Genomic DNA, 23,862 nt, shown 5'->3' with positions numbered 1-23,862 from the left:
CGGCTGTGCAGCCCATCGCGAGCAAGCTCGCTCCCACAGGGTTCTCTGTTGTCCGCAGAACTTGTGGGAGCGCGCTTGCTCGCGCCAGGACCACCACGGTCAAAGGGTCTTTTCGAAGATCTTCGAATTACGCTGATAGTTGTACAGCGACGCCCGCGCCGACGGCAGGCGTTCGACGCTGCTCGGCTCGAAGCCACGCTCGCGGAACCAGTGCGCAGTGCGGGTCGTCAGTACGAACAGGGTCTTGAGCCCTTGCGCCCGGGCGCGGGTTTCAATGCGCTCCAGCAGCTCATCCCCGCGACCGCCATGACGGTACTCCGGGTTCACCGCCAGGCACGCCAGCTCTCCGGCATCGGAATCGGCAATCTGATACAGCGCCGCGCAGGCGATGATCATGCCTTCGCGCTCGACCACACTGAATTGCTCGATCTCACGTTCCAGCACTTCGCGGGAACGCCGCACCAGAATCCCCTGTTCTTCCAGCGGGCTGATCAGATCCAGCAGACCACCGACGTCTTCGATGGCCGCTTCGCGCACCACTTCGAATTGTTCCTGGGCGACCAGCGTGCCGCCACCGTCGCGGGTGAACAGCTCGGTCAGCAGAGCGCCGTTTTCGGCATAGCTGACGATATGACTGCGCGCCACGCCGCCACGGCAGGCTTCAGCGGCGGCATCCAGCAGTTCCGCCTGATAATTGCTGCCCAGACGCTGCAGGTGCGCGGGCACCTGTTGCGGACGCAATTCACGAACCAGACGGCCATGTTCATCGATCAAGCCCAGCTCGGCGCCAAACAACAGCAGTTTGTCCGCGCCCAGATCAATGGCGGCGCGGGTGGCGACGTCTTCGCAGGCGAGATTGAAAATTTCACCGGTCGGCGAGTAACCCAATGGCGACAACAGCACGATGGAGCGCTCGTCCAGCAGGCGATTGATGCCCTTGCGGTCGACCCGGCGGACTTCGCCGGTGTGGTGATAGTCGACACCTTCGAGCACGCCGATCGGCCGCGCAGTCACCAGATTGCCGCTGGCCACACGCAAGCGCGAGCCCTGCATGGGCGACGAGGCCATGTCCATCGACAGCCGCGCTTCGATGGCGATGCGCAACTGGCCGACGGCATCGATCACGCACTCAAGCGTTGCGGCATCGGTGATGCGCATGCCGTGATGGTAATGCGGGGTCAGGCCACGGGCAGCGAGGCGCGCTTCGATTTGCGGACGCGAACCGTGAACCAGCACCAGCCGCACGCCCAGGCTGTGCAACAGCACCAGGTCATGGACGATATTGCCGAAGTTGGGGTGTTCAACGCCGTCGCCGGGCAGCATGACGACAAAGGTGCAATCGCGGTGGGCGTTGATGTAAGGCGAAGCGTGACGAAGCCAATTGACGTATTCGGGCATGAACCTGGGCCTGTAATAAATAGCAGCCGAAGAAAGGGCGAAACAGAAAACGCACAGCAGGCTGATGGTTATCGTCGGAACAGGCTTGGCGACACGCGAACTCTCCTCATGAATACGGGTTGAAACACCGGCAATTTAACCACAAACCCCTGTAGGAGCGAGCCTGCTCGCGATGGTAGTAGAGCTACCGCGTTCAACCAGGCAGCCCTCGTCATCGTTTACGTCCATCGCGAGCAGGCTCGCTCCTACAGGGGGTTGCTTGCCGGTGTCAGGCAGTAATGTTCAATCAACTGACGCAATAGATGCACCGTAGGCTGCAAACGTGACATTTCGAGGTATTCCCCCGGTTGGTGGGCGCAGGCGATGTCGCCAGGGCCGAGCACCAGTGTTTCGCAGCCAAGTCGCTGAAGATAAGGCGCTTCGGTGCCGAACGCCACTGCTTCGGCAGCATGGCCGGTGAGCTTTTCAGCGATCCGTACCAGTTCTGCGTCTTCGGCCTGTTCGAACGGCGGCACTTCGGGAAACAACGGCGCGTAATCGATCTTGACCTGATGCCGTTCGGCAATCGGGTTGAGTTTCTGCAAAATCGCCGCGCGCAGGGCTTTGGGGTCCATGCCCGGCAACGGCCGCAGGTCGAACTCCAGGGAACATTGCCCGCAAATACGGTTGGGGTTATCGCCGCCATGGATACAGCCGAAATTCATCGTCGGCATCGGCACGCTGAATTGTGGATTGCGAAATTCACGCTGCCACAACAGACGAAGTCCCCGCAGTTCGCCAATGGCATCGTGCATGGCTTCGAGGGCGCTGTGCCCCAGGCGTGGATCGGAGGAGTGGCCGCTCTGCCCGAGAATGTCGATGCGCTCCATCATGATGCCTTTGTGCATGCGGATCGGCTTGAGCCCGGTCGGCTCGCCGATCACCGCCGCCCGCCCCAATGGCCGTCCGGCTTGCGCGAGGGCGCGAGCGCCAGACATCGAACTCTCTTCATCGCAGGTGGCCAGGATCAGCAACGGTTGCTTGAACGGCTGATCGAGCAGCGGCTTGACCGCCTCGATGGCCAGGGCGAAAAAGCCCTTCATGTCACAACTGCCCAGGCCGACCCAGCGACCGTCGACTTCGGTCAGCTTCAGCGGGTCGGTCTGCCACAGCGCACCATCGAACGGCACGGTATCACTGTGGCCGGCCAGCACCAGGCCGCCGGGACCGGAGCCGAAACTGGCCAACAGGTTGAATTTGCCGGGACTGACCTGCTGGATGTCGCAGGCAAACCCCAGATCGCCGAGCCAGGCGGCCAGCAGGTCGATCACCGGGCGATTGGATTGATCGAGGCTCGCTTGGGTGCAACTGACCGACGGTGCAGCGATCAATGCAGCGAATTGATCTTTCATGGATGGCAAAGGCATCGCTGGCTCCAACTCGCGAATTGAAGTCCATCATAGAACCATCCGGCGACAGGAATAAACCGTCGCAGGGCGGAGCAAGGACGAGTCCTGTACACTGCACGACCTTGGCAGCCACACATTCCCCCCGGCTGCGCTCCCGATCCTGGATTTTCCGGCCATGCAGAAAGAAACCGAAATCAAACTCCGCGTCAGCCGCGAAACCCTCGCTGCCCTGCGCGAGCACCCGCTACTGAAAAAACGCAACAAAAGTGGCTGGGAACGCCGTGAGTTGATGAACCAGTACTTCGACACGCCCGAGCGCGACCTGGCCCGCGCCAAGGTCGCCCTGCGCTTGCGCAAGGATGGCGAAGAAGTCATTCAAACGCTCAAGACCCGTGGCCAGAGCATCGCCGGCCTGTCCGAGCGTAACGAGTACGACTGGCACCTGCCCAAGGCCAAGCTCGACGTGAAGAAACTCGACGGCGAATGCTGGCCCGAAGCACTGGCCGAACTCGACAAGAAAACCCTGAAACCGATCTTCACCACCGATTTTGTCCGCGAACGCGCTGAAATCGCCTGGGGCCGCGGCAAGACCAAAGTGGTCATCGAAGCCGCGCTGGACCTCGGCCACGTAGTGGTCGGCAAACAGAAAGAAGAAATCTGCGAGCTGGAACTGGAACTGCGCGAAGGCGAACCGGCCGCGTTGCTGGAACTGGCCGCCGAGCTGGCCGCGACCCTGGCCCTGATGCCCTGCGACATCAGCAAGGCCGAACGCGGCTATCGCCTGTACGACGCCAACAGCTATTCGCTGAGCCTGCCGGCCCCGCAGATCAGCGCCGAAACGCCGCTGGACGACGCCTTCGCCGCCCTGAGCTGGCACTTGCTGGGCAGCAGCCAGCGTCTGGCCGAGCAGTATCGCTTCAATGGCCACTGGCGCCTGTTGCAGGACTGGGTGGAAAACCTCGCCGAATTGCGCGCGCTGGCCAGCAGCCTCGGCCAGGCCGCGCCGCGTCAATCGACCCACGACCTGCGCGTCGCACTCGATGCCCTGCTCGAAGACTGGCGTCCGCTGGTCCAGGCCGGTCTGGATGACGAGGACGTGCGCAAAGCCGCGCCGGAGCAGTTCCTCGAAGAACTCGAAGACCCGCGCTGGGGCCTGTTCTCCCTGAACACCTCGCGCTGGTTGCTCGCTCGCACCTGGACCGCCGACCGCAACACCCGCGGCAATCGCCAGGGCGCCGCGCAACTGGGCAGCTGGTTGCCGCGCCTGCTGGGCGAAGAAGCCAACTCACTGCAATTGCAGCGTTACCAGCAGCAACCGGAAGACCTGGCGGAACAACTGCCGCGCATCGAGCGTATCCAGGCCTGGCTGCACCACGCACGCCACGTGCTGGACATCCCGGAAATGGATCGCCTGTATGGCGAGCTGAACAAACTGGCGCAACTGGCCAACGAGCCGATCACCGACGAAACCCTGGATGCGCGCAAGCAGCAGGCGATTGCGGTTTATCAGAATCGTGCCTGGAAGATGCTTCTGCGTCTGTAATACCCCCATCGCGGGCAAGCCCGCTCCCACAGGACCGATGGCAAACACAAAATTTGTGTATGACTGTTAATCCCTGTGGGAGCTGGCTTGCCAGCGATCAGGCCAGCACAGTCACCACAACACTTCAGACCGGTAAACGGGTGGTCGACTTGATCTCCGACAACGCCACAACCGAGTTGACCTCCTGAATCCCCGGCACCAACGACAGTTTCTCGAAGAAGAATCGCTCATACGCCTCGATGTCCGCCGCGACGATTCGCAGCATGAAATCCACCGCGCCCATCAGCACATAACACTCCAGCACTTCGGGAAAGCCGCGGACGGCCTCGGTGAATTCGGTGAAATTCGAACGGCCGTGGGCGTTGAGTTTGACCTGCGCGAATATCTGCGTGTTGAGGCCGATTTTCTTGCGGTCGAGCAGCGTCACCTGGCCACGAATGATCCCCTCCTCCTTCATCCGCTGAATCCGCCGCCAACACGGCGACTGCGACAGCCCTACCTGCTCCGCGATCTGCGCACTGGAGAGCGAAGCGTCCTCTTGCAGCAGCGCGAGAATCTTGCGGTCGTAGCCATCCAGCTCGCTGTGCATAAAAAAACCCCTGATTACCGACAACCTGAATTAAACGATTCGATAAAACCGTAATACGCCCCATCATAGATAAGAAATACCCGGCCACGAATGTAAAAATTTCTCCAGCGATTTGGAGATCGACCATGCCACACCTGGAAGCCGTGAACACCCCGCCCACCCGCGCCGATGTCTGGAACATCAGTAACACCCATTGCCGCGTTCGCTATCAGTTGCTGGCCGAAGCCGAGCCCGACCTGCTTTGCCGAGCACTGAACCTGTTCGCCCTGCAGTTTCTGACGCCGGAACAGGTGAACGTGCAGCGCCAGGACGACCTGCTGGACATCGATGTCGTCATCGACGGATTGAGCTGGCACCGCGCCCAAGTGATTGCAGAAAAACTGCGTAATTTGGTCAGCGTTTGCTCGGTCGAGCTGCAATCGGCGGATTCTGCCTGGGGCGATACGGCTCAGGCGGCAGGCTGAAAAAAGTCGATACGGCTTCGTCGGGTAGTGGCCCAGCGGTCAGTGGGGTCACGACTATCCTTTGCGAACGGTTGTTCACAAGGAGCCCGCATGTCCGTTCAACTCGCCCTTCAGGACCGCTGGCTGGATCTCAATGATTTGCTGCGTGAACTGGTCGCCCAGGGCTTTATCAGCCAGGATTCGGCCGAACACGCGCTCAATGCCCGCCGCCGCCACGTCGCCCATGGCCAGATGCACCCACTGGAATTCATCGCCAGCCAACAGCTGGAAGACCTCAGTCGACCCGGCAAGCACCTCGACCTCGAAAGCCTCACATTGTGGCTGTCACAACAGGCCGGCCAGCCTTACCTGCGTATCGACCCGCTGAAAATCAATGTCGCGGCCGTCACGCCCCTGATGTCCTACGCCTTCGCCCAGCGCCACAAGATTCTCGCGGTATCCATCGATCGCGATGCGGTGACCGTGGCCAGCGCCCAACCCTACGTCACCGGCTGGGAGGCCGACCTGACCCATGTACTGAAGCTGCCCATCAAGCGGGTGGTGGCCAATCCGGTGGACATTCAACGCTTCAGCGTGGAGTTCTTTCGCCTGGCCAAATCGGTCACCGGCGCAAACAACACCGATCAGCAAGTGAACACCCTGGGCAACTTCGAACAGTTACTCAACCTCGGCGCCAGCGATCAGGAGCCGGACGCCAACGATGCGCACATCGTCAACATTGTCGACTGGCTGTTCCAGTACGCGTTCCAGCAACGCGCCAGCGATATCCACATCGAACCCCGGCGCGAACAGGGCACCGTGCGTTTTCGCATTGACGGCGTGCTGCACAACGTCTACCAATTCCCGCCACAGGTCACCATGGCCATCGTCAGCCGCCTGAAAAGCCTGGGGCGAATGAACGTCGCGGAGAAACGCAAACCCCAGGACGGGCGGGTGAAGACCAAGACCCCGGAAGGCGGCGAAGTCGAATTGCGGCTATCGACACTGCCGACCGCCTTTGGCGAAAAAATGGTCATGCGGATCTTCGACCCCGAGGTGCTGCTCAAGGACTTCGATCAGCTCGGTTTTTCAGCCGACGATCTGCGGCGCTGGCAGGACATGACTCGCCAGCCCAACGGCATCATTCTGGTGACCGGGCCGACCGGGTCCGGCAAGACCACCACGCTCTACACCACGCTGAAAAAGCTGGCGACGCCGGAGGTCAACCTCTGCACCATCGAAGACCCGATCGAAATGGTCGAGCCGGCGTTCAACCAGATGCAGGTCCAGCACAACATCGACCTGACCTTCGCCGCTGGCGTGCGCGCACTGATGCGGCAAGACCCGGACATCATCATGATCGGCGAGATCCGCGACCTCGAAACCGCAGAAATGGCCATTCAGGCGGCGCTCACCGGGCACCTGGTGCTGTCGACCCTGCACACCAACGACGCGCCCAGCGCCATCAGTCGCCTGCTGGAACTCGGCGTACCGCATTACTTGATCAAGGCCACGCTACTGGGCGTCATGGCCCAGCGGCTGGTGCGCACCTTGTGCCCGCACTGCAAGGCTCCGCAAACCCTGGGCGAGGAGGACTGGCAGACCCTGACCCGACCCTGGCAAGCGCCGCTCCCCACCCATGCCCAACGCGCCATCGGTTGCCTGGAATGCCGCGACACCGGCTATCACGGCCGCGCCGGGGTCTACGAAATCATGCAACTGAGCGATGGTCTCAAGGTGCTGATCAACCCCGACACGGACTTGCTCGCCGTGCGGCGTCAGGCCTTCAAGGAAGGCATGCGCAGTCTGCGATTGTCCGGCGCACAGAAAGTGGCGGCCGGTTTGACGACGATTGAGGAGGTGCTGCGAGTGACGCCGCAGAGTGAGCAAAAGTAGATTTGCCGCCATGGAACTCGATTGGGGGATCGCTATCAAACACCGGAGTTAACCCTGTGGAGTCACTTTTATGCGTCTCAAACTTGCTGTCGCTACCATCGCCCTGTTGTCCCTGCCTGTCGGTTCGGCGATGGCCGATAGCTTTTGGCGTAACGTCCTGTCCTCCGGTGCCACCACCGGCTCGACCTACCTGACGTTCAAGGATCACAAACTGATCGTCGCCGCCCAGGACGATGCCGGCAGCTTCGTCGCCAGCGACGGCGGCATCCGCGGCCCGTACCTGGAAGCCGCCATGCAGAAAGTCCGCGCCGACAACCCTGGCCTGCAGGCGACGGACATGGAACTGGCGAATGCGATCCTGGCGAAAAATGCCGTGGCGTCGGAATAAACCTTCAGGTTGAACAAAAATGCCGCTCAAATGGAGCGGCATTTTTTATGTTCAATGCAAAACATGTGGGAGCGGGCTTGCCCGCGATAGCGACGGCACATCCAACATTTTTGTGTCAGTAAAATCGCTATCGCGAGCAAGCTCGCTCCCACAGGGGTCATGAGTGACCGATATTTCAACGGTACTCATCCAGCGGCACACACGCACAAAACAGATTTCGGTCGCCGTAGACATTGTCCACCCGGTTCACCACCGGCCAATACTTGTGGGCCTTGGTGTGGGCGTCCGGTGTGACGGCCTGTTCAATGCTGTAAGGCCGCTCCCAGACACCGGTGATGTCGGCCAGGGTATGCGGCGCACGTTTCAGCGGGTTGTCCTCGCCCGGCCAGTTGCCGTTCTGCACCTCGGTAATTTCCGCGCGAATGCTCAGCATCGCTCCGATAAAACGGTCCAGTTCTGCCTTCGATTCACTTTCGGTGGGTTCGACCATCAAGGTCCCTGGCACCGGGAACGACATGGTCGGCGCATGGAAGCCATAGTCCATCAGGCGCTTGGCCACGTCCTCTTCGCTGATACCGGTCAGCGCCTTGAGGGGGCGCAGGTCAAGAATGCACTCATGGGCCACCCGCTCGTTGCGCCCGGTGTAGAGCACCGGGAACGCCCCGGACAGGTGTTGCGCCAGGTAATTCGCGGCGAGGATCGCCACTTCACTGGCGTCCGCCAGTTGCGGCCCCATCATGGCGATGTACATCCAGCTGATCGGCAGAATGCTCGCGCTGCCCCAGGGTGCGGCACTGACGGCACCGTTCTGCGGCAGCGGCCCGTCGATCGGCACCACCGGGTGATTGGCCACAAAGGGTGCCAGATGCGCGCGCACGCCAATCGGCCCCATGCCGGGCCCGCCGCCGCCGTGGGGAATGCAGAAGGTTTTGTGCAGGTTCATGTGCGACACATCCGCGCCAATGTCCGCCGGACGGGCCAGCCCGACCTGGGCATTGAGGTTGGCACCATCCATGTAGACCTGGCCGCCATGGCTGTGGATCACTTCACAAATCTCGCTGATGCCTTCCTCGTACACACCATGGGTCGAAGGATAAGTCGCCATCAGGCAGGCAAGTTTGTCCCCGGCCTGTGCCGCTTTGTCTTTCAAGTCATCCAGATCAACGTTGCCCGCCTCGTCGCACTCGACGATGACCACACGCATCCCGGCCATCTGCGCCGAAGCCGGGTTGGTGCCATGGGCGGAAGACGGAATCAGGCAGATGTCGCGAGTCCCCTGATGCCGGCTCTCGTGGTATTTGCGGATGGCCAGCAACCCGGCGTACTCGCCCTGTGCACCGGAGTTGGGTTGCATGCAGATCGCATCGAAACCGGTGATCGCGCACAGCCAACGTTCCAGTTCTTCGATCATCAGCGAATAGCCGGCTGCCTGCTCTTTCGGTGCAAACGGATGCAGATTGGCGAATTGCGGCCAGGTAATCGGGATCATCTCGCTGGTGGCATTGAGCTTCATGGTGCAGGAGCCCAACGGGATCATCGATTGATTGAGCGCCAGGTCTTTGTTTTCCAGCTGCTTGAGGTAGCGCAGCATCTCGGTTTCGCTGTGATGGGCGTTGAATACCGGATGGCGTAGATAAGGTGAAGTGCGCGCCAGAGCGTCTGGAATGCCAGGGTTCAAAATTTCGGCGTCCAGCTCGCCGACATTGAACCCATGGTCGACGCCCAGGAACACATCGAACAGTTTCGCCACCGTGGCTTCGTCAGAGGTTTCGTCCAGGCTTAGGCCCAATCGCCCGCGCCCCAAGATGCGCAAATTGATCTGCGCGGCCTGGGCGCTTTCAATGATCGCGGTCTGGGCGCCGCCGACGTCCAGGGTCAGGGTGTCAAAGAAGTGCTGATTGACGCGGGTCACGCCCTTGCGCTCGAGGCCGGCGGCGAGAATGCAGGTCAGGCGGTGCACGCGCTGGGCAATCCGCTTCAGCCCTTCAGGGCCATGATAGACCGCGTAGAAACTGGCGATATTGGCCAGCAGCACCTGGGCCGTGCAGATGTTCGAGTTGGCCTTCTCCCGGCGGATATGTTGCTCACGGGTCTGCAGCGCCATGCGCAGGGCCACATTGCCACGCGCGTCCTTCGACACACCGATGATCCGCCCGGGTATCGCACGTTTGTATTCGTCGCGGCTGGCAAAAAAAGCGGCGTGAGGCCCGCCGTAGCCCATGGGCACGCCGAAACGCTGGGAAGAGCCGAACACCACGTCCGCGCCCAGCTCCCCCGGCGGGGTCAGCAACAACAGACTCAACAGGTCGGCAGCAACACACGCCAATGCGTGCTGGGCATGCAGGTGATCAATCAAGGGCCGCAGATCGCGAATCTCGCCGTGAGTGTCGGGATATTGCAGCAGCGCACCGAACACCTGGTGCTGTTTCAAGTTATCCACAGGGCCGATGACCAGCTCGAATCCAAAACCCTCGGCGCGGGTCTGCACCACGGAAATGGTCTGCGGATGACAGTTTTCGTCGACGAAGAACACATTGCTCTTGGACTTGGCCACCCGTTTGGCCAAGGCCATGGCTTCCGCTGCCGCCGTGGCTTCGTCGAGTAACGAGGCATTGGCCAGCTCAAGGCCCGTGAGGTCGATGGTCAGTTGCTGGAAATTCAGCAACGCTTCGAGACGTCCCTGGGCAATTTCTGGCTGATAGGGCGTGTACGCGGTGTACCAGCCGGGATTTTCCAGCACGTTGCGCAGAATGACGGTGGGTGTGAGCGTGCCGTGATAGCCCATGCCGATCAGGCTGGTCCAGACCTGGTTCTGCTCAGCGTAGCCCCGCAGCTTGGCCAGCGCAGCCTCTTCATCGAGGGCCGGCGGCAGGTCGAGCACCCGGTTCAGGCGAATACCCGGCGGCACCGTTTGCTCGATCAACTCGACCCGACTGCCGAGGCCGAGGCTGTCGAGCATCGCCTGTTGCTCGGCGGCATCGGGCCCGAGGTGACGGCGAAGGAAGGCATTGGGATCGCGTAACTGACTCAGGGACGGCAACTGGGACATGACGGGCTCTCTCTGGACTGGCGCTCAGCGTCGATGCAACACGGTCAAACCAGCATAGCAGCCAGCGCCGACACGGAGAGCATGGCGCCGCCGGGCATTACGGATCATCATGCTCGTCGCCGACCCAATACCCGCTGATGAGGTGCCTACATTTATGAGCCAACTGCCTTTCCTGCCCTTCTCCAAACCCACTATCGACGAAGCCACCATCGCCGCCGTCGGCGAGGTCCTGCGTTCGGGCTGGATTACCAGCGGCCCCAAGGTTCAGGCCTTTGAAGCGCAACTGTCGGAGTACTTTGGCGGACGCCCGGTGCGCACGTTCAACTCCGGCACCTGCACCATGGAAATCGCCTTGCGCATCGCCGGTATCGGAGCGGGTGACGAAGTGATCACCACCCCGATTTCCTGGGTCGCCACCGCCAACGTCATTCTGGAAGTCGGCGCCACACCGGTGTTCGCCGATATCGACCCGGTGACCCGCAATATCGATCTGGATCAGCTGGAAGCCGCGATCACCCCACGCACCAAAGCCATCATCCCGGTGTATTTGGCCGGCTTGCCCGTGGACATGACTCGCCTGTACGGCCTGGCACACAAGCATGGCCTGCGAATCATCGAAGACGCAGCGCAAGCGTTGGGCTCAAGCTGGAATGGCCAGCGCATCGGCTCGACCGGCGATTTCGTTTCCTTCAGCTTTCAGGCAAACAAGAACGTCACCTCGTCGGAGGGCGGCTGCCTGGTGCTGAACAATGCCGAAGAAGTGAAGCTGGCAGAAAAATACCGCCTGCAGGGCGTTACGCGCAGCGGCTTTGATGGCCTGGATGTCGATGTGCTGGGCGGCAAGTTCAACATGACCGATGTCGCAGCGGCCATTGGCCTGGGGCAATTCGCCCATCTCGAAGCGATCACCGCACATCGGCGGGAACTGGCCAAACACTACTTCAGTTGCTTTGGCGAAGATTTTGAAGCGCAGTACGGGGCGCAACTACCTCCGGCGGACTTCGAGAACAGCAACTGGCATTTGTTCCAGCTGGTATTGCCTGAACGCCAGGATGGCAAACCGGCCCGGGCCACTTTCATGGAACAGATGCAGGCATTGGGTATCGGTATCGGCTATCACTACCCGCCGATTCACTTGCTGAGTCTTTACCGCGAGCGCGGTTTCAAGGAGGGGATGTTCCCGACAGCCGAACGGGTGGGACGCTTGATTGTCTCGCTGCCGATGTTTACGGCGATGACCAAAGCGGACGTCGAACGTTCGGTAGCAGCGGTCAAAGCCGTGCTCAAGCCTTGAGTCCACCCCCGCAGGAGCCGGGTTGCCGGCTCCTGCGGGGTGCACCTTATTCGCCGATGGCAGCCTTGTAGCCCGCTGCGTCGAGCAGCTTGTCCAGGTCAGCGGCGTTGCTTGGCTTGAGTTTGAAAATCCACGCGCCGTACGGATCGGAGTTCAGCAGCTCTGGCGAGGCGCTCAGTTCTTCGTTGATCGCGATCACTTCACCGCTGATCGGAGCGTAGATGTCGGAAGCGGCCTTGACCGATTCCACCACACCGGATTGATCACCGGCTGCAAAGGTTTTTCCGACTTCGGTCAGCTCGACGAACACCACATCGCCCAGCGCTTCCTGCGCGTGATCGCTGATGCCCACGGTGACGGTGCCATCGGCTTCCAGGCGTGCCCATTCGTGACTTTCGGCAAAACGCAGGTCGGCAGGGATATCGCTCATGTTCTGTATCCTCAGGAATTGTCAGCGGTCGATGCCGCCAGAATAGGTTAAATCAAGGTTTTGCCATGGCGTACGAAGGTCGGTTTGACCACTCGGACCGGGTACCACTTGCCACGGATTTCCACTTCTGCGCGGTCGGCAGTTGCCATCGGCACGCGCGCCAGTGCAATCGACTTGCTAAGCGTAGGAGAGAAACTACCACTGGTGATCTCCCCTTCGCCAACATCGGCGATACGGACCACTTGATGAGCGCGTAATACCCCCCGCTCCTCGAGCACCAGACCGACCAGTTTGTGCTGTATGCCGCCGCTCTGCTCGGCTTCCAAAGCCGTGCGACCGATGAATTGGCGACTGACCGGTTCCCAGGCGATGCTCCAGGCCATGTTGGACGTCAGCGGCGAAACCGCCAGATCGATGTCCTGCCCGTAAAGATTCATCCCGGCCTCGACCCGCAAGGTATCCCGAGCGCCAAGGCCAATCGGGGAAATGCCCGCGCCGACCAGATCATTGAAAAATCCTGGCGCCTGATTGGCTGGCAAGATGATCTCCAGGCCGTCTTCACCGGTATAACCGGTGCGCGCGATGAACCAGTCACCGTCGGGGTGCCCTTCGAAGGGTTTGAGCAGTTGGATGAGATTGCCACGGGACTGGGTCACCAGCTCGGCCACTTTGTGCCTGGCGTGGGGACCTTGAATGGCCAGCATCGCCATTTCGGAACGTTCGCTGAGCTTTACATCGAAGCCGTCGAGATGGGCCTGCATCCACGCCAGATCCTGATTGCGGGTAGAGGCATTGACCACCAGGCGATAACCATCGTCGAGGCGATAAACGATCATGTCGTCGACGATGCCACCCTGCTCGTTGAGCATGGCGCTGTACAAGGCACGGCCCGAGCTGTGCAAACGCTCGACGTCATTGGTCAGCAGATGCTGAAGCCAGGCCTTGGCCTGGGAGCCGCCGACATCGATCACGGTCATGTGGGATACATCGAACACACCGCAGTCGCGGCGCACCTGGTGGTGTTCCTCGACCTGCGATCCATAATGCAGAGGCATATCCCAACCGCCAAAATCGACCATCTTCGCGCCGAGAGCGAGATGAAGGTCATACAGAGGCGTACGCTGTCCCATGGGTTTCTCCTTCCGGGCGTGGCGAAGGTGCGGTTGAGTGTCTATTTGAGTGAAAGCCTTGAAATAAAAGGCTTCCAGCCGATTCTCACTACCTTGTCTGTCAGACGGACCGCACCGAATGCCGCGCATTGTAGCTGCAAGGTGTAGGACTGACACCTAGCTGTTTCGATGTGCCGAACGTCGAATCAATCCGATGACCGGTAGCAGCCCTACCAACACCAGGGTCAACGCCGGCAAAGAGGCCCTCGCCCACTCACCCTCGCTGGTCATTTCAAAGATCCGTACCGCCAGCGTATCCCAGCCAAACGGGCGCATCAGCAGGGTCGCGGGCATTTCCTTGAGCACGTCGACGAATACCAGCAGCGCCGCGCTCAACGAGCCGGGCAGCAACAACGGTAGATACACTTTGAAAAACAGTCGTGGCCCACTGACGCCAAGGCTACGTGCCGCTTCGGGCAAAGAAGGCCGTATACGCGCCAGGCTGTTTTCCAGCGGCCCATAGGCCACGGCAATGAAGCGCACCAGATACGCCAGCAACAACGCCGACAGACTGCCCAGCAGCAGCGGCTTGCCGGCCCCACCCAGCCATGCGGACAGCGGAATCACCAGCTCGCGGTCCAGGTAACTGAACGCCAGCATGATCGATACCGCCAGCACCGAACCGGGCAAGGCGTAGCCCAGGTTGGCCAGGCTGACCCCGGCACGGATCCCCTGGGTGGGCGCCAGGCGCCGGGCGAATGCCAACACCAGGGCGACACTGACCGTGATCAGCGCTGCCATCGCGCCCAGGTACAAGGTGTGGATGATCAGCCCGGCGTACCGCTCATCCAGATCGAAGCGCCCACGCTGCCAGAACCACACCAGCAATTGCAGCATCGGAATGACGAAGGCACAGGCAAACACCAGCCCGCACCAGCTCATGGCCAGCAGCGCTTTGAAACCTCGCAGGTGATACAAGGCCTTGACCCGTGGCCGTTCATTGCTCGCCCGGTTGGCGCCCCGCGCTCGACGCTCGCCGTACAGCACCACCATCACCACCAACAGCAACAGGCTGGCCAGTTGCGTGGCGGTGGAGAGGCTGAAAAACCCGTACCAGGTCTTGTAGATCGCCGTGGTGAAGGTGTCGAAGTTGAACACTGACACCGCGCCGAAATCCGCCAGGGTTTCCATCAGTGCCAGCGCCACGCCCGCGCCGATGGCCGGTCGCGCCATGGGCAACGCCACCCGCCAGAATGCCTGCCAGGGCGATTGCCCGAGGACGCGCGCCGCTTCCATCAGGCCCTTGCCCTGGGCCAGGAACGCGGTACGTGCCAGCAGATAAACGTAGGGATAAAAGACCAGCACCAGAACCAGAATCACCCCGCCCGTGGAACGCACCCGAGGCAAGCGCATGCCCGTTCCGAACCACTCGCGCAGCAGGGTTTGCACGGGGCCGGCGAAATCCAGCAGCCCGACGAAAACGAACGCCAGCACATAGGCCGGAATCGCAAACGGCAGCATCAGCGCCCAATCCAGCCAACGCCGGCCGGGAAATTCGCAGAGGCTGGTGAGCCAGGCCAGGCTCACGCCCAGCAACGTGACGCCGATACCGACGCCAAGCACCAGCGTCAGCGTGTTGCCCAGCAAGCGTGGCATCTGCGTGTCCCACAGGTGGGACCAGATCTGCTGATCGATGGTTTGCCAGGAAAGCAGCAAAACGCTCAGGGGCAGCAGGACCAGCGCAGCGATGGCGAAGACCAGCGGGTACCAGCGGCGTTGGGCGGGGTGGGCCAAGGAAGATCTCTAGAATAATGTGAAGCCACCGTCATTCGACAGTGGCGTCAATCTGTGGCGAGGGAGCTGGCCCCTCGCCACAACTCAGTTCCAGCCAGCGCGATCCATCATGCGAATCGCTTCGGCCTGACGCTTGCCGGCGACTTCCACCGGCAAGGTATCGGCCACGAACTGACCCCAGGCAGCGACTTCAGCCGATGGTTGTACGGCGGGGTTGGCCGGAAACTCCTGGTTGACGTCGGCGAAGATTTTCTGCGCCTCAGGCGTGGTCATCCACTCCACCAGCGCCTTGGCGGCTTCCGGATGCGGGGCATGGCGGGTCAGACCGATGCCGGACAGATTGACGTGCACGCCTCGATCCGCCTGGTTCGGCCAGAACAGTTTTACCGGCAGATCAGGTTTCTGTTTGTGCAGACGACCGTAGTAGTAGGTGTTGACGATGCCGACGTCGCACTGACCGGCGTTGATGGCCTCCAGCACCGCGACATCGTCGGAGAACACGTCGGTGGACAGGTTGTTGACCCAGCCCTTGAGGATCTTCTCGGTTTTCTCGGCGCCGTGAACTTCGATCATGGTGGCGGTCAAGGACTGGTTGTAGACCTTCTTCGCCGTGCGCAGGCACAGGCGACCTTCCCAGTTCTTGTCGGCCAGGGCTTCGTAGGTGGTCAACTCGCCCGGTTTCACCCGCTCGGTGGAATAAGCGATGGTCCGCGCCCGCAGGCTCAGGCCGGTCCAGGCGTGTGAGGATGCGCGGTACTGAGGCGGGATGTTGGCGTCGATGGTTTTCGAAGTGAACGGCTGGAGGATGCCCATCTGCTCGGCTTGCCAGAGGTTGCCGGCGTCGACGGTCAGCAACAGGTCGGCGGTGGCGTTCTCGCCCTCGGCCTTGATCCGCTGCATCAGCGGTGCTTCCTTGTCGGTGATGAACTTCACCTTGACCCCGGTTTTCGCGGTGTAGGCATCGAACACCGGTTTGATCAGCTCATCAATACGCGAGGAGTAGACCACCACCTCGTCGGCAGCCTGGGCGGCGGTGCTGCCTATCAGGGTCAGGGCCAGTGCGGTCAATAGACGCTTTGGTACCAACATGGGAGCAGTCTCTCGATTGAAAAATTGAGGGCAAATGATAAGGACTCACATTTAGCTTCTCAATCGAACAGTTTGCGGAGGAGTTACCAGATGTTGCACCGCAGGAAATCCACGGTGGATGTTCCGGCCCCATCGCGAGCTTGCTCGCGACGGGGCCATTGGCCTCGGTAAAAATCTCAGGCCTTGGCCAGCGCCGGCAAATCCCCGGTCAACCCAAGGGCCTCACGCACGAACAACGCCTTGGCCTCGGGCATCTGCTCGACCATTTTCAACCCGGCATTACGCAACCAGCGCACAGGCAACGGATCGGCCTGGAACAACCGCTCGAACCCCTCCATCGCCGCCATCAGCGCCAGGTTATGGGGCATGCGTCGGCGCTCGTAGCGACTCAGCACTTTCACATCCGCCAGGCGCTCACCCCGGCTCGACGCTTGCAGCAGCACTTCGGCCAGCACGGCGGCATCGAGGAACCCGAGGTTCACGCCCTGCCCGGCCAACGGGTGAATGGTGTGGGCCGCGTCGCCGATCAGGGCCAGGCCTTCGGCGACATAACGCTTGGCATGGCGCTGACGCAGCGGTACACACAGGCGCGGGTCAGCGCTGAGCACGGTGCCAAGCCGGCCTTCAAAGGCCCGCTCCAGCGCGCGACAGAAGCCTTCGTCATCCAGCGCCATCAGCTGTTCGGCTTCGCTCGGCGTGGTCGACCAGACGATCGAACACCAATCCTGCTGACCGTCCCGTTCCAGCGGCAGGAACGCCAACGGGCCGTTATCGGTAAAGCGCTGCCAGGCGGTCATTTGATGAGGTTTTGAGCTGCGCACGCTGGTGACGATCGCATGGTGCATATAATCCCACTCGCGCGTCGCGACACCGGTCAGGCGTCGCACCGCCGAATTGGCGCCATCCGCTGCGATCACCAAAGGCGCGCGCAGGGTGCGGCCATCGGCCAGGGTCAGCAGCCAGTCGTCGCCAGAGCGGCGCATCTGCTCCAGACGAGCGTTGGCCAGCATGCCCAGGTCGCAGTCGTGCAAACGGTCAAGCAAGGCGTCCTGAACCACGCGGTTCTCGACGATATGGCCCAGTACTTCGGCATGCACGCTGGCGGCCGAGAAGTGGATTTGCCCGGTGCCGCTGCCGTCCCAGACCTGCATCTCGCTGTAAGGACTGCTGCGGCGGCTGACGATGCCGTCCCACACACCCAGCCGCTCGAGAATCCGCTGACTGGCGGCAGACAAGGCGCTGACTCGCGGTTCGAACGGTGCCTGGACGTCAAAGGGTTTGACACTCAAAGGGCTGCCGTCCAGCAACAGGACTTCCAGCCCACTGTCCTGCAACGCCAGCGCCAGGGCGCTGCCGACCATTCCGGCTCCGACAATCAGCAGATCTGCGCGCATTTCCATGCTTTAAGCCTGTCTCGCTTGCGGCTTGAGCCGCACGTAAAGGGTTTTTCCGACGCGCGCCACCAGATGGCCGTCACCGTCGTGAATATCGACCTGCAATTGCGGCAGGTACTTTTCGCCACCCGCGGTCTGCCGACGGATCTCGTCGAGCAAGGTGTCGTCGATGTTGAAACGGGCATACACCGTGCCTTTGCCCGGCGCGATGAAATCGATGTCGGCGGCTTTGTCCCAGACGATGTAGTGGCGCCCGAGGTTTTCCATGAGCATCAACATGAAGAATGGGTCGACCATCGAATACAGGCTGCCACCGAACTGGGTGCCGACGTAATTGCGGTTGTACCAGCTCAATCCCATGGACACCTGGATGTCGCGAAAGTCATCGCTGATGTGCCGCACTCGAACCCCGGCACCGAGGTACGGCGGATAGAGGCCCATGAACCAGCGCATCAGCCGCGCCTTGCCGAATTGTTGGGTCAGCCACTTAAACATCGGGACGCGTACCCAGGCCCATGGCCTGCCGGGCGAACCAGCGCTTGGCCGGTGGCAACAGATCGAGGCCCAGCAGGCCCAGGTTGCGGCCCATGGAAACCAACGGCTGCGTGCTGCCGAACAAGCGCGTGACCTGATCGGAGAAGCCCACGGTGAGGTTCTGATCCAGGCGCTGGCGTTCGCGGTAGGCCTGCAAGGTCGCGAAATCCCCCAGCGCCTGTTCGCTGGCGAGCAGCGCATCGGCCAACGCCTGGGCATCGCGCAGGGACAGGTTGAAACCCTGGCCGGCAATCGGATGCAGGCTGTGAGCGGCGTTGCCGAGAATCGCCAGATGCGGACGCACCTGCTCTTCGGCCTCCACCAGCGCCAGCGGATACAGATGCCGGGCACCGACCTGCTTCAGGGTGCCGAGGCGATAGCCGAACACACCCTGCAATTCACTGAGGAAACTGCGTTCATCGAGGGCGGCCAGCCTTTGCGCATCCATGCCCTGGCGAGTCCAGACCAGTGCACAACGGTTATCCTGCAGCGGCAGCAACGCCATCGGTCCATCGTCGGTGAAGCGCTCGAACGCCATGCCGTTATGGGCTTCGCTCGGCGTAATGTTGGCGATCAGCGCGCTCTGGTTGTACGGGCGTTTCTTGACGCCGATGCCCAACTGCTCGCGCAGGCCGGAACGGCCGCCATCAGCGAGCACAGCCAGGTCGCATTCCAGAGTGGTTTCATCATTGAGGGTCAGGCGATAGCCGTCGGTCAGCGGTTCCATGCGCGTGACTTCCGCCGGGCAGCGCCAACTGATCACGTCCTTGTCCAGGCCTTGCCAAAGGCATTGCCCGAGCCAGGCGTTTTCCACCACGTAACCCAGCGCGGGAACGCCCTCTTCCATCGCCGACAACCGCGCCGTGGAAAAGCGCCCACGGTCGGAGACGTGAATCTGCTTGATCGGCTCGGCGCGACGGGAAATCTCCTGCCACACGCCCAGGCGCTGATAAATCTGCCGGGCGCCAAAGGACAATGCCGTGGAGCGCGCGTCGTAGCTTGGTTGCCAGGTGTGACCGGGAGCGAAAGGCTCGATCAACAGGATCTTCCAGCCACGGGCCTTGGCCCCGGCCTGCAAGGCCAACGCCAGGCTGGCACCGACCAGGCCACCACCGATAATCGCCAGATTGACTCGACTCATGCCGCTTGTGTCCGTGCTTCGGCTATCAAGGCCTCGATCTCGGCGACCGTTTTCGGCACGCCTTGGGTCAGGATTTCACAGCCGCTTCTGGTCACCACCACGTCGTCCTCGATGCGCACGCCAATGCCACGCCATTTCTTTGCCACGTTCTGGTTATCCGGGGCGATGTAAATCCCCGGCTCCACGGTCAGCGCCATGCCGACCTCCAGCACGCGCCATTCGCCGCCGACTTTGTATTCGCCGACGTCATGCACATCCATGCCTAGCCAGTGCCCTGCACGGTGCATGTAAAACGCCTTGTAGGCTTCGCTGGCGATCAGTTCGTCGACATCGCCCTGCAGCAGCCCCAACTCGACCAGACCGGCAGTAATCACCCGGACCGTGGCCTCGTGGGCCTGATTCCAGTGCTTGTTCGGGGCGATCTCGGCAAACGCCGCTTCCTGCGCCGCCAGCACCAATTCGTAGATAGCCTTCTGTTCCGCAGAATATTTGCCGTTGACCGGCCAGGTGCGCGTGATATCGCTGGCATAGCAGTCGATTTCGCACCCGGCGTCGATCAACACCAGATCGCCGTCCTTGAGTACCGCGTCATTCTGTTGGTAATGCAGGATGCAACTGTTGCGCCCCGCCGCAACGATCGAACCGTAGGCCGGCATCTTCGCCCCGCCCTTGCGGAACTCGTAATCAAGCTCGGCTTCCAGGCTGAATTCGTGCAACCCGGCACGGCTGGCCTGCATCGCACGCACATGGGCCTGGGCGGAAATCCGCGCAGCTTCGCGCATCACTTTCACTTCTGCCGCTGATTTATACAGGCGCATGTCGTGAAGCAAATGATCCAGGGCAACGTATTCGTTCGGCGGCTGGGCGCCAAGATTGGCTTTGGAGCGAATCACATTGATCCACTCCATCAGATGCCGGTCGAATTCCGGGTTGCTGCCCATGGCCGAATACACCCGGTCACGACCCTCGATCAGGCCTGGCAGGATGTCGTCGATGTCAGTGATCGGAAAGGCGTCGTCGGCGCCGAAGTCGCGAATCGCGCCTTCCTGCCCGGCACGCAGGCCGTCCCACAACTCGCGTTCGGCGTTGCGTTCGCGGCAGAACAGGATGTACTCACCGTGCAATCGCCCCGGCATCAACACCAGCACGGCCTGAGGCTCGGGAAAACCGCTCAGGTACTGGAAATCGCTGTCCTGACGGTAAACGTGCTCGACATCGCGGTTGCGGATGGCCACTGCGGCGGCGGGCAGGATGGCGATGCTGTTGGGTTCCATCTGCGCCATCAAGGCCTTGCGGCGACGGCTGTATTCCGATTTCGGGATATGGATCATGGGCAGATGGTGTTCCCTGGCGTTGATCAGTGCAGCGACGGTTTGGCGGCAGCAGTCGCGTCCGGCTTCCTGGTTTCGGAAAACAGCAGCAGCGGCGCGACGCGCAGGTACTCCATGACTTCCATATAGTCGTTTTCGCCGTCGTCGGATTCTTCCAGAGCATCTTGCACCTGGGAAATCGCCGCCAGATCCTGCAGCACCTCGGTCGCCTCAGTGCTCAGCATGCTGCTGTCGCGGCAGTTCAGGCCGAAACCGCTGAGGAAACCCTGACACCACTGACCCAGCGCCGCGGCACGTTCGGCAAGCGGGGTATCATCGGTTGGCAGCAGCAGAACGACGGTCACGTCGTCGCCGGTGAGTTCGCCCTTGACCATCTCTTGCAGGCCGATCAAGGCATTGCGGACGTTGTCCTGTGGCTCGGTTTCCAGCAGCTCGGCGGCATCGATCAGCCAGCCTTCGACATCGAAACCGGCACCGGCGCAACTGCGGCCGAGCAACAGGCCGTGCAATTCGGCAGGCGAGACGTTATGACCGCTGGATGTCAGCAGGGTGGCGAAGGCTTGGTACGGGGAATTCTGAATGGGCATGGGTAGCTAGGCGCCAGACGGCGCTATGTCTAGAATGAAGGCCTTGTATCCTACAACGACTCCTCTGTAGGAGCGAGCTTGCTCGCGATGAACCCCAGAACGCCATGGGGTGTCAGGGACCCAGCGGTAGCGTTGGCGACCATCGCGGGCGGGCTCGCTCCTACAGTTCGCCCCCATCAGACAGTGAAGACAATGGAAGACACCGACCTGCAAGCGCTGATGGCCAGACTCGAACTGCTGATTACCCGAGTCGAGCAACTAAAGAGCCAAAACGGACTCTTACTAGCTCAGGAAAAGACCTGGCGCGAGGAACGCGCTCACCTCATTGAAAAAAACGAAATCGCCCGGCGTAAGGTCGAATCGATGATTTCGCGCCTCAAGGCCCTGGAGCAAGACTCATGAGTTCAAGCAATAGCGTCACCGTGCAGATCCTCGACAAAGAATATTCGATCATCTGTCCCCAGGAAGAACGCAGCAACCTGGTGAGCGCCGCTCGATACCTGGACGGCAAGATGCGTGAAATCCGCAGCAGCGGCAAAGTCATCGGCGCCGATCGCATTGCCGTCATGGCCGCGCTGAACATCACGCACGACCTGCTGCACAAGGAAGAGCGCCCGGATGTTCAGGCCAGCGGCTCGACCCGCGAACAGGTGCGAGACCTGCTCGATCGTGTCGATTTGGTGCTGTCGACCGATCCGGACGTCACCAAAGGCTGATTCGCGCCAACGCTTGCGGTATACTCCCAACACTCCCTGGGGTGCTTGCCAGTTGGCGATGTCCCTGAGCCGATTTGCTATACCCTGGAGGTTGCACGTTGGGCTGGTGTGCATGTCCGCTAGACGGAAAGCCTTAAAGCCTACTGCATCTTCCACCTTGAACTTTCGGGTTCAAGGGCTAAGTCGACAGCGGTTCACCCGGGGAGCCTGATTGCAGTCCGATGCCGGTTTTAATACCGGCATCGGCGTTTTTACGGGTACGCTCCGCGTATCCGATCTGCTGAAGCCCGAATCCATGACCGAACCTGCGCTGCTTCCCCGCCCGCAACTTCGACGCATGCTGCGCAAGGCCCGCCGCGCACTGACAGCCAGTCAGCAGCGCCAGGCCGCTCGCGGGCTGTACAGGCAATTGGCCCAGCAACCGCTGTTTCGCCGCGCCAGACACATATCCCTATACCTGCCCACCGACGGTGAAATCGATCCGCGCCTGCTGCTGCGTGCCGCCCAGCGTCGGGGCAAGGCCACCTATCTGCCGGTGCTCAGTGCCTGGCCGCGAACCAAAATGGTGTTCCAGCGCATTCGCCCCGGTGAAAAACTCAAACTCAATCGCTTCCGGATTCTCGAACCCAGGCACAACCTCGCCCGACAGCGCAAAGTCTGGGCGCTGGACCTGGTGCTGCTGCCGTTGGTGGGGTTTGACGATGTTGGCGGACGCCTGGGCATGGGCGGCGGCTTCTATGATCGCAGCCTGGCTTATCTGGCCCGCCGTCATGACTGGCGCAAGCCGACGCTACTGGGACTGGCCCATGAATGTCAGAAGGTCGAGCGCTTGGCTCAGGCGAGCTGGGATGTGCCGTTGCAGGGAACGGTGACGGACAAGGCCTGGTATTACGCAGGCTAGACGCCACCGGGATCAGCGGCGTCGAAGGACAGGTTCAGCGTTTGAAAGCGGTCGACTGTTGTTGCAACGGTGCAACCTCGACCGGTGCATCGGTCTTGTTGGTCCACAGGCTTTGGGCATAGCCGGTGGTCACGACCCCAAGGCCGAACAAAATAACCAAAATCCATAGTAAATCCGGTTTGCGTTTCATCGATTGCCCCCCAAAGGCACATCAACACGATGACAGCAGCGGTTTCCGTTTGTTGGCCGTGCAGCAGCGTCAAGCTTTAAAGGCCGGCATTTTGCGACAACGTGAACCGGCACGCAAACGCTGACGTCAACCGACTGTCGGTTTGTCATAAAATGGCCGGACCACCTGTCCACTCACCTCGCAAGGAGCAAAAAACATGGCCTATTGGCTGATGAAATCCGAGCCCGACGAACTCTCGATCAAAGGGCTGGAGAAGCTCGGCAAAGCGCGCTGGGACGGGGTTCGCAACTATCAGGCGCGTAATTTCCTGCGGGCCATGGCAGTGGGGGACGAGTTCTTCTTCTACCATTCCAGCTGCCCCGAGCCGGGGATTGCCGGGATTGGCAGGATTGTCGAAGCGGCGTATCCGGACCCCACGGCACTGGAGCCTGAAAGTCATTATTACGATCCAAAGGCAACCGCGGAGAAAAACGCCTGGAGCGCAATCGATGTCGCCCATGTCGAGACGTTCTCCAGGGTGTTGAAGCTCGATTACCTGAAACAGCAAACCGCATTGGCGCAAATGCCACTGGTGCAGAAAGGCAGTCGGTTATCCGTGATGCCGGTGACTGACGAACAATGGGCGGCCGTGCTCGATTTACGTTAAATAAAGCAGAAG

Annotated in this window: 23 protein-coding genes and 1 other RNA gene; 10 read left to right on the top strand and 14 right to left on the bottom strand. The window is 61.2% G+C overall.

Annotated features, from left to right (window positions below):
- Window positions 1–99: 99 nt before the first annotated feature.
- A complete protein-coding gene (gene argA / locus JQF37_RS12275) occupies window positions 100–1,398 on the bottom strand; it encodes an amino-acid N-acetyltransferase (protein WP_047534756.1) in 1,299 nt (432 codons plus the stop codon).
- A gap of 245 nt (window positions 1,399–1,643) precedes the next feature.
- The gene (gene argE, locus JQF37_RS12270; RefSeq protein WP_130205737.1) at window positions 1,644–2,804 is read right to left on the bottom strand and encodes an acetylornithine deacetylase; all 1,161 of its coding nucleotides are present in this window, start codon (window positions 2,802–2,804) and stop codon (window positions 1,644–1,646) included.
- Between the two features lie 157 nt (window positions 2,805–2,961).
- Here argE and JQF37_RS12265 point away from each other — a divergent pair, with 157 nt between their 5' ends.
- Complete coding sequence (locus JQF37_RS12265) at window positions 2,962–4,329, top strand: CYTH domain-containing protein (RefSeq protein WP_130205735.1); 1,368 nt, start codon at window positions 2,962–2,964, stop codon at window positions 4,327–4,329.
- A 124-nt stretch (window positions 4,330–4,453) separates the two neighbouring features.
- Here the strand turns inward: JQF37_RS12265 and JQF37_RS12260 are convergent, their stop codons facing one another.
- Window positions 4,454–4,918, bottom strand: coding sequence for an Lrp/AsnC family transcriptional regulator (locus JQF37_RS12260; protein ID WP_130205733.1), 465 nt, complete (start codon window positions 4,916–4,918; stop codon window positions 4,454–4,456).
- A 125-nt stretch (window positions 4,919–5,043) separates the two neighbouring features.
- Between JQF37_RS12260 and JQF37_RS12255 the strand changes: the two genes are divergently transcribed.
- The 3 genes from JQF37_RS12255 to JQF37_RS12245 all read left to right on the top strand — a co-directional run bounded on the left by JQF37_RS12255 (window position 5,044) and on the right by JQF37_RS12245 (window position 7,645).
- Entirely contained in the window at window positions 5,044–5,382 is a 339-nt protein-coding gene (locus tag JQF37_RS12255) for a hypothetical protein (RefSeq protein WP_130205731.1), read from the top strand.
- A gap of 90 nt (window positions 5,383–5,472) precedes the next feature.
- Window positions 5,473–7,257 (top strand): GspE/PulE family protein, encoded by a 1,785-nt coding sequence (locus tag JQF37_RS12250; protein WP_130205729.1) that lies wholly within the window; start codon window positions 5,473–5,475, stop codon window positions 7,255–7,257.
- Between the two features lie 70 nt (window positions 7,258–7,327).
- Window positions 7,328–7,645 (top strand): DUF2388 domain-containing protein, encoded by a 318-nt coding sequence (locus JQF37_RS12245; RefSeq protein ID WP_047534773.1) that lies wholly within the window; start codon window positions 7,328–7,330, stop codon window positions 7,643–7,645.
- Between the two features lie 175 nt (window positions 7,646–7,820).
- Here the strand turns inward: JQF37_RS12245 and gcvP are convergent, their stop codons facing one another.
- Complete coding sequence (gcvP, locus tag JQF37_RS12240) at window positions 7,821–10,694, bottom strand: aminomethyl-transferring glycine dehydrogenase (RefSeq protein ID WP_130205727.1); 2,874 nt, start codon at window positions 10,692–10,694, stop codon at window positions 7,821–7,823.
- A gap of 154 nt (window positions 10,695–10,848) precedes the next feature.
- Here gcvP and JQF37_RS12235 point away from each other — a divergent pair, with 154 nt between their 5' ends.
- Window positions 10,849–11,988, top strand: coding sequence for a DegT/DnrJ/EryC1/StrS aminotransferase family protein (locus JQF37_RS12235; protein WP_130205725.1), 1,140 nt, complete (start codon window positions 10,849–10,851; stop codon window positions 11,986–11,988).
- Between the two features lie 46 nt (window positions 11,989–12,034).
- Here JQF37_RS12235 and gcvH read toward each other — a convergent pair whose 3' ends face one another.
- The 9 genes from gcvH to JQF37_RS12190 all read right to left on the bottom strand — a co-directional run bounded on the left by gcvH (window position 12,035) and on the right by JQF37_RS12190 (window position 21,397).
- The gene (gene gcvH, locus JQF37_RS12230; RefSeq protein ID WP_130205724.1) at window positions 12,035–12,418 is read right to left on the bottom strand and encodes a glycine cleavage system protein GcvH; all 384 of its coding nucleotides are present in this window, start codon (window positions 12,416–12,418) and stop codon (window positions 12,035–12,037) included.
- A 47-nt stretch (window positions 12,419–12,465) separates the two neighbouring features.
- A complete protein-coding gene (gene gcvT, locus JQF37_RS12225; RefSeq protein ID WP_130205722.1) occupies window positions 12,466–13,548 on the bottom strand; it encodes a glycine cleavage system aminomethyltransferase GcvT in 1,083 nt (360 codons plus the stop codon).
- A 156-nt stretch (window positions 13,549–13,704) separates the two neighbouring features.
- On the bottom strand, window positions 13,705–15,321 hold the full coding sequence (locus JQF37_RS12220; RefSeq protein WP_130205720.1) for an iron ABC transporter permease: 1,617 nt from the start codon (window positions 15,319–15,321) through the stop codon (window positions 13,705–13,707).
- Between the two features lie 84 nt (window positions 15,322–15,405).
- Window positions 15,406–16,410: an extracellular solute-binding protein gene (locus tag JQF37_RS12215; RefSeq protein WP_130205718.1), complete on the bottom strand. Its 1,005-nt coding sequence runs from the start codon at window positions 16,408–16,410 to the stop codon at window positions 15,406–15,408.
- A gap of 176 nt (window positions 16,411–16,586) precedes the next feature.
- Window positions 16,587–17,804: a 2-octaprenyl-3-methyl-6-methoxy-1,4-benzoquinol hydroxylase gene (locus JQF37_RS12210; RefSeq protein WP_189340343.1), complete on the bottom strand. Its 1,218-nt coding sequence runs from the start codon at window positions 17,802–17,804 to the stop codon at window positions 16,587–16,589.
- A gap of 9 nt (window positions 17,805–17,813) precedes the next feature.
- Entirely contained in the window at window positions 17,814–18,299 is a 486-nt protein-coding gene (locus tag JQF37_RS12205; RefSeq protein WP_130205714.1) for a DUF4442 domain-containing protein, read from the bottom strand.
- Window positions 18,292–19,479: a 2-octaprenyl-6-methoxyphenyl hydroxylase gene (gene ubiH / locus JQF37_RS12200; protein WP_130205712.1), complete on the bottom strand. Its 1,188-nt coding sequence runs from the start codon at window positions 19,477–19,479 to the stop codon at window positions 18,292–18,294. The genes JQF37_RS12205 and ubiH overlap by 8 nt, the downstream gene beginning before the upstream one ends.
- Window positions 19,476–20,810 (bottom strand): Xaa-Pro aminopeptidase, encoded by a 1,335-nt coding sequence (pepP, locus tag JQF37_RS12195; RefSeq protein ID WP_130205710.1) that lies wholly within the window; start codon window positions 20,808–20,810, stop codon window positions 19,476–19,478. Before pepP ends, ubiH begins: the two co-directional genes overlap by 4 nt.
- Window positions 20,811–20,836: 26 nt before the next feature.
- The gene (locus tag JQF37_RS12190) at window positions 20,837–21,397 is read right to left on the bottom strand and encodes a YecA family protein (RefSeq protein WP_130205708.1); all 561 of its coding nucleotides are present in this window, start codon (window positions 21,395–21,397) and stop codon (window positions 20,837–20,839) included.
- Window positions 21,398–21,589: 192 nt separating this feature from the next.
- Here JQF37_RS12190 and JQF37_RS12185 point away from each other — a divergent pair, with 192 nt between their 5' ends.
- From JQF37_RS12185 to JQF37_RS12170, 4 genes are all read left to right on the top strand, one after another.
- Window positions 21,590–21,799 (top strand): TIGR02449 family protein, encoded by a 210-nt coding sequence (locus JQF37_RS12185; protein WP_007982902.1) that lies wholly within the window; start codon window positions 21,590–21,592, stop codon window positions 21,797–21,799.
- A complete protein-coding gene (locus JQF37_RS12180; RefSeq protein WP_007899404.1) occupies window positions 21,796–22,113 on the top strand; it encodes a cell division protein ZapA in 318 nt (105 codons plus the stop codon). The genes JQF37_RS12185 and JQF37_RS12180 overlap by 4 nt, the downstream gene beginning before the upstream one ends.
- A gap of 30 nt (window positions 22,114–22,143) precedes the next feature.
- A non-coding RNA gene (gene ssrS, locus JQF37_RS12175) (6S RNA) lies at window positions 22,144–22,322 on the top strand.
- An 86-nt stretch (window positions 22,323–22,408) separates the two neighbouring features.
- On the top strand, window positions 22,409–23,014 hold the full coding sequence (locus JQF37_RS12170) for a 5-formyltetrahydrofolate cyclo-ligase (RefSeq protein ID WP_130205706.1): 606 nt from the start codon (window positions 22,409–22,411) through the stop codon (window positions 23,012–23,014).
- A 34-nt stretch (window positions 23,015–23,048) separates the two neighbouring features.
- On the opposite strand, the gene JQF37_RS12165 is transcribed toward JQF37_RS12170, so the two are convergent.
- Complete coding sequence (locus JQF37_RS12165) at window positions 23,049–23,204, bottom strand: hypothetical protein (RefSeq protein ID WP_090466451.1); 156 nt, start codon at window positions 23,202–23,204, stop codon at window positions 23,049–23,051.
- Window positions 23,205–23,400: 196 nt separating this feature from the next.
- On the opposite strand from JQF37_RS12165, the gene JQF37_RS12160 reads away from it, so the two are divergent.
- Window positions 23,401–23,850, top strand: coding sequence for an EVE domain-containing protein (locus JQF37_RS12160; RefSeq protein WP_130205704.1), 450 nt, complete (start codon window positions 23,401–23,403; stop codon window positions 23,848–23,850).
- Window positions 23,851–23,862 lie beyond the last annotated feature (12 nt).

Origin of the sequence: Pseudomonas sp. MIL9 (genome assembly GCF_016887925.1) — a bacterium.
In the GTDB taxonomy this organism is placed as follows: Bacteria; Pseudomonadota; Gammaproteobacteria; order Pseudomonadales; family Pseudomonadaceae; genus Aquipseudomonas; species Aquipseudomonas mohnii.
Note: the sequence above shows the minus strand (reverse complement) of the source record. Positions and strands in the feature narration are given on the sequence as shown.

Coding starts and splice junctions, on each gene's coding strand:
- JQF37_RS12265 (WP_130205735.1), top strand. CDS start 2,962: ATGCAGAAAGAAACCGAAATCAAACTCCGCGTCAGCCGCGAAACCCTC.
- gcvH (WP_130205724.1), bottom strand. CDS start 12,418: ATGAGCGATATCCCTGCCGACCTGCGTTTTGCCGAAAGTCACGAATGG.
- JQF37_RS12250 (WP_130205729.1), top strand. CDS start 5,473: ATGTCCGTTCAACTCGCCCTTCAGGACCGCTGGCTGGATCTCAATGAT.
- argA (WP_047534756.1), bottom strand. CDS start 1,398: ATGCCCGAATACGTCAATTGGCTTCGTCACGCTTCGCCTTACATCAAC.
- JQF37_RS12170 (WP_130205706.1), top strand. CDS start 22,409: ATGACCGAACCTGCGCTGCTTCCCCGCCCGCAACTTCGACGCATGCTG.
- argE (WP_130205737.1), bottom strand. CDS start 2,804: ATGCCTTTGCCATCCATGAAAGATCAATTCGCTGCATTGATCGCTGCA.
- JQF37_RS12160 (WP_130205704.1), top strand. CDS start 23,401: ATGGCCTATTGGCTGATGAAATCCGAGCCCGACGAACTCTCGATCAAA.
- JQF37_RS12165 (WP_090466451.1), bottom strand. CDS start 23,204: ATGAAACGCAAACCGGATTTACTATGGATTTTGGTTATTTTGTTCGGC.
- JQF37_RS12235 (WP_130205725.1), top strand. CDS start 10,849: ATGAGCCAACTGCCTTTCCTGCCCTTCTCCAAACCCACTATCGACGAA.
- JQF37_RS12180 (WP_007899404.1), top strand. CDS start 21,796: ATGAGTTCAAGCAATAGCGTCACCGTGCAGATCCTCGACAAAGAATAT.
- JQF37_RS12190 (WP_130205708.1), bottom strand. CDS start 21,397: ATGCCCATTCAGAATTCCCCGTACCAAGCCTTCGCCACCCTGCTGACA.
- JQF37_RS12205 (WP_130205714.1), bottom strand. CDS start 18,299: ATGTTTAAGTGGCTGACCCAACAATTCGGCAAGGCGCGGCTGATGCGC.
- JQF37_RS12215 (WP_130205718.1), bottom strand. CDS start 16,410: ATGTTGGTACCAAAGCGTCTATTGACCGCACTGGCCCTGACCCTGATA.
- pepP (WP_130205710.1), bottom strand. CDS start 20,810: ATGATCCATATCCCGAAATCGGAATACAGCCGTCGCCGCAAGGCCTTG.
- ubiH (WP_130205712.1), bottom strand. CDS start 19,479: ATGAGTCGAGTCAATCTGGCGATTATCGGTGGTGGCCTGGTCGGTGCC.
- gcvT (WP_130205722.1), bottom strand. CDS start 13,548: ATGGGACAGCGTACGCCTCTGTATGACCTTCATCTCGCTCTCGGCGCG.
- JQF37_RS12210 (WP_189340343.1), bottom strand. CDS start 17,804: ATGCGCGCAGATCTGCTGATTGTCGGAGCCGGAATGGTCGGCAGCGCC.
- JQF37_RS12260 (WP_130205733.1), bottom strand. CDS start 4,918: ATGCACAGCGAGCTGGATGGCTACGACCGCAAGATTCTCGCGCTGCTG.
- JQF37_RS12245 (WP_047534773.1), top strand. CDS start 7,328: ATGCGTCTCAAACTTGCTGTCGCTACCATCGCCCTGTTGTCCCTGCCT.
- gcvP (WP_130205727.1), bottom strand. CDS start 10,694: ATGTCCCAGTTGCCGTCCCTGAGTCAGTTACGCGATCCCAATGCCTTC.
- JQF37_RS12255 (WP_130205731.1), top strand. CDS start 5,044: ATGCCACACCTGGAAGCCGTGAACACCCCGCCCACCCGCGCCGATGTC.
- JQF37_RS12185 (WP_007982902.1), top strand. CDS start 21,590: ATGGAAGACACCGACCTGCAAGCGCTGATGGCCAGACTCGAACTGCTG.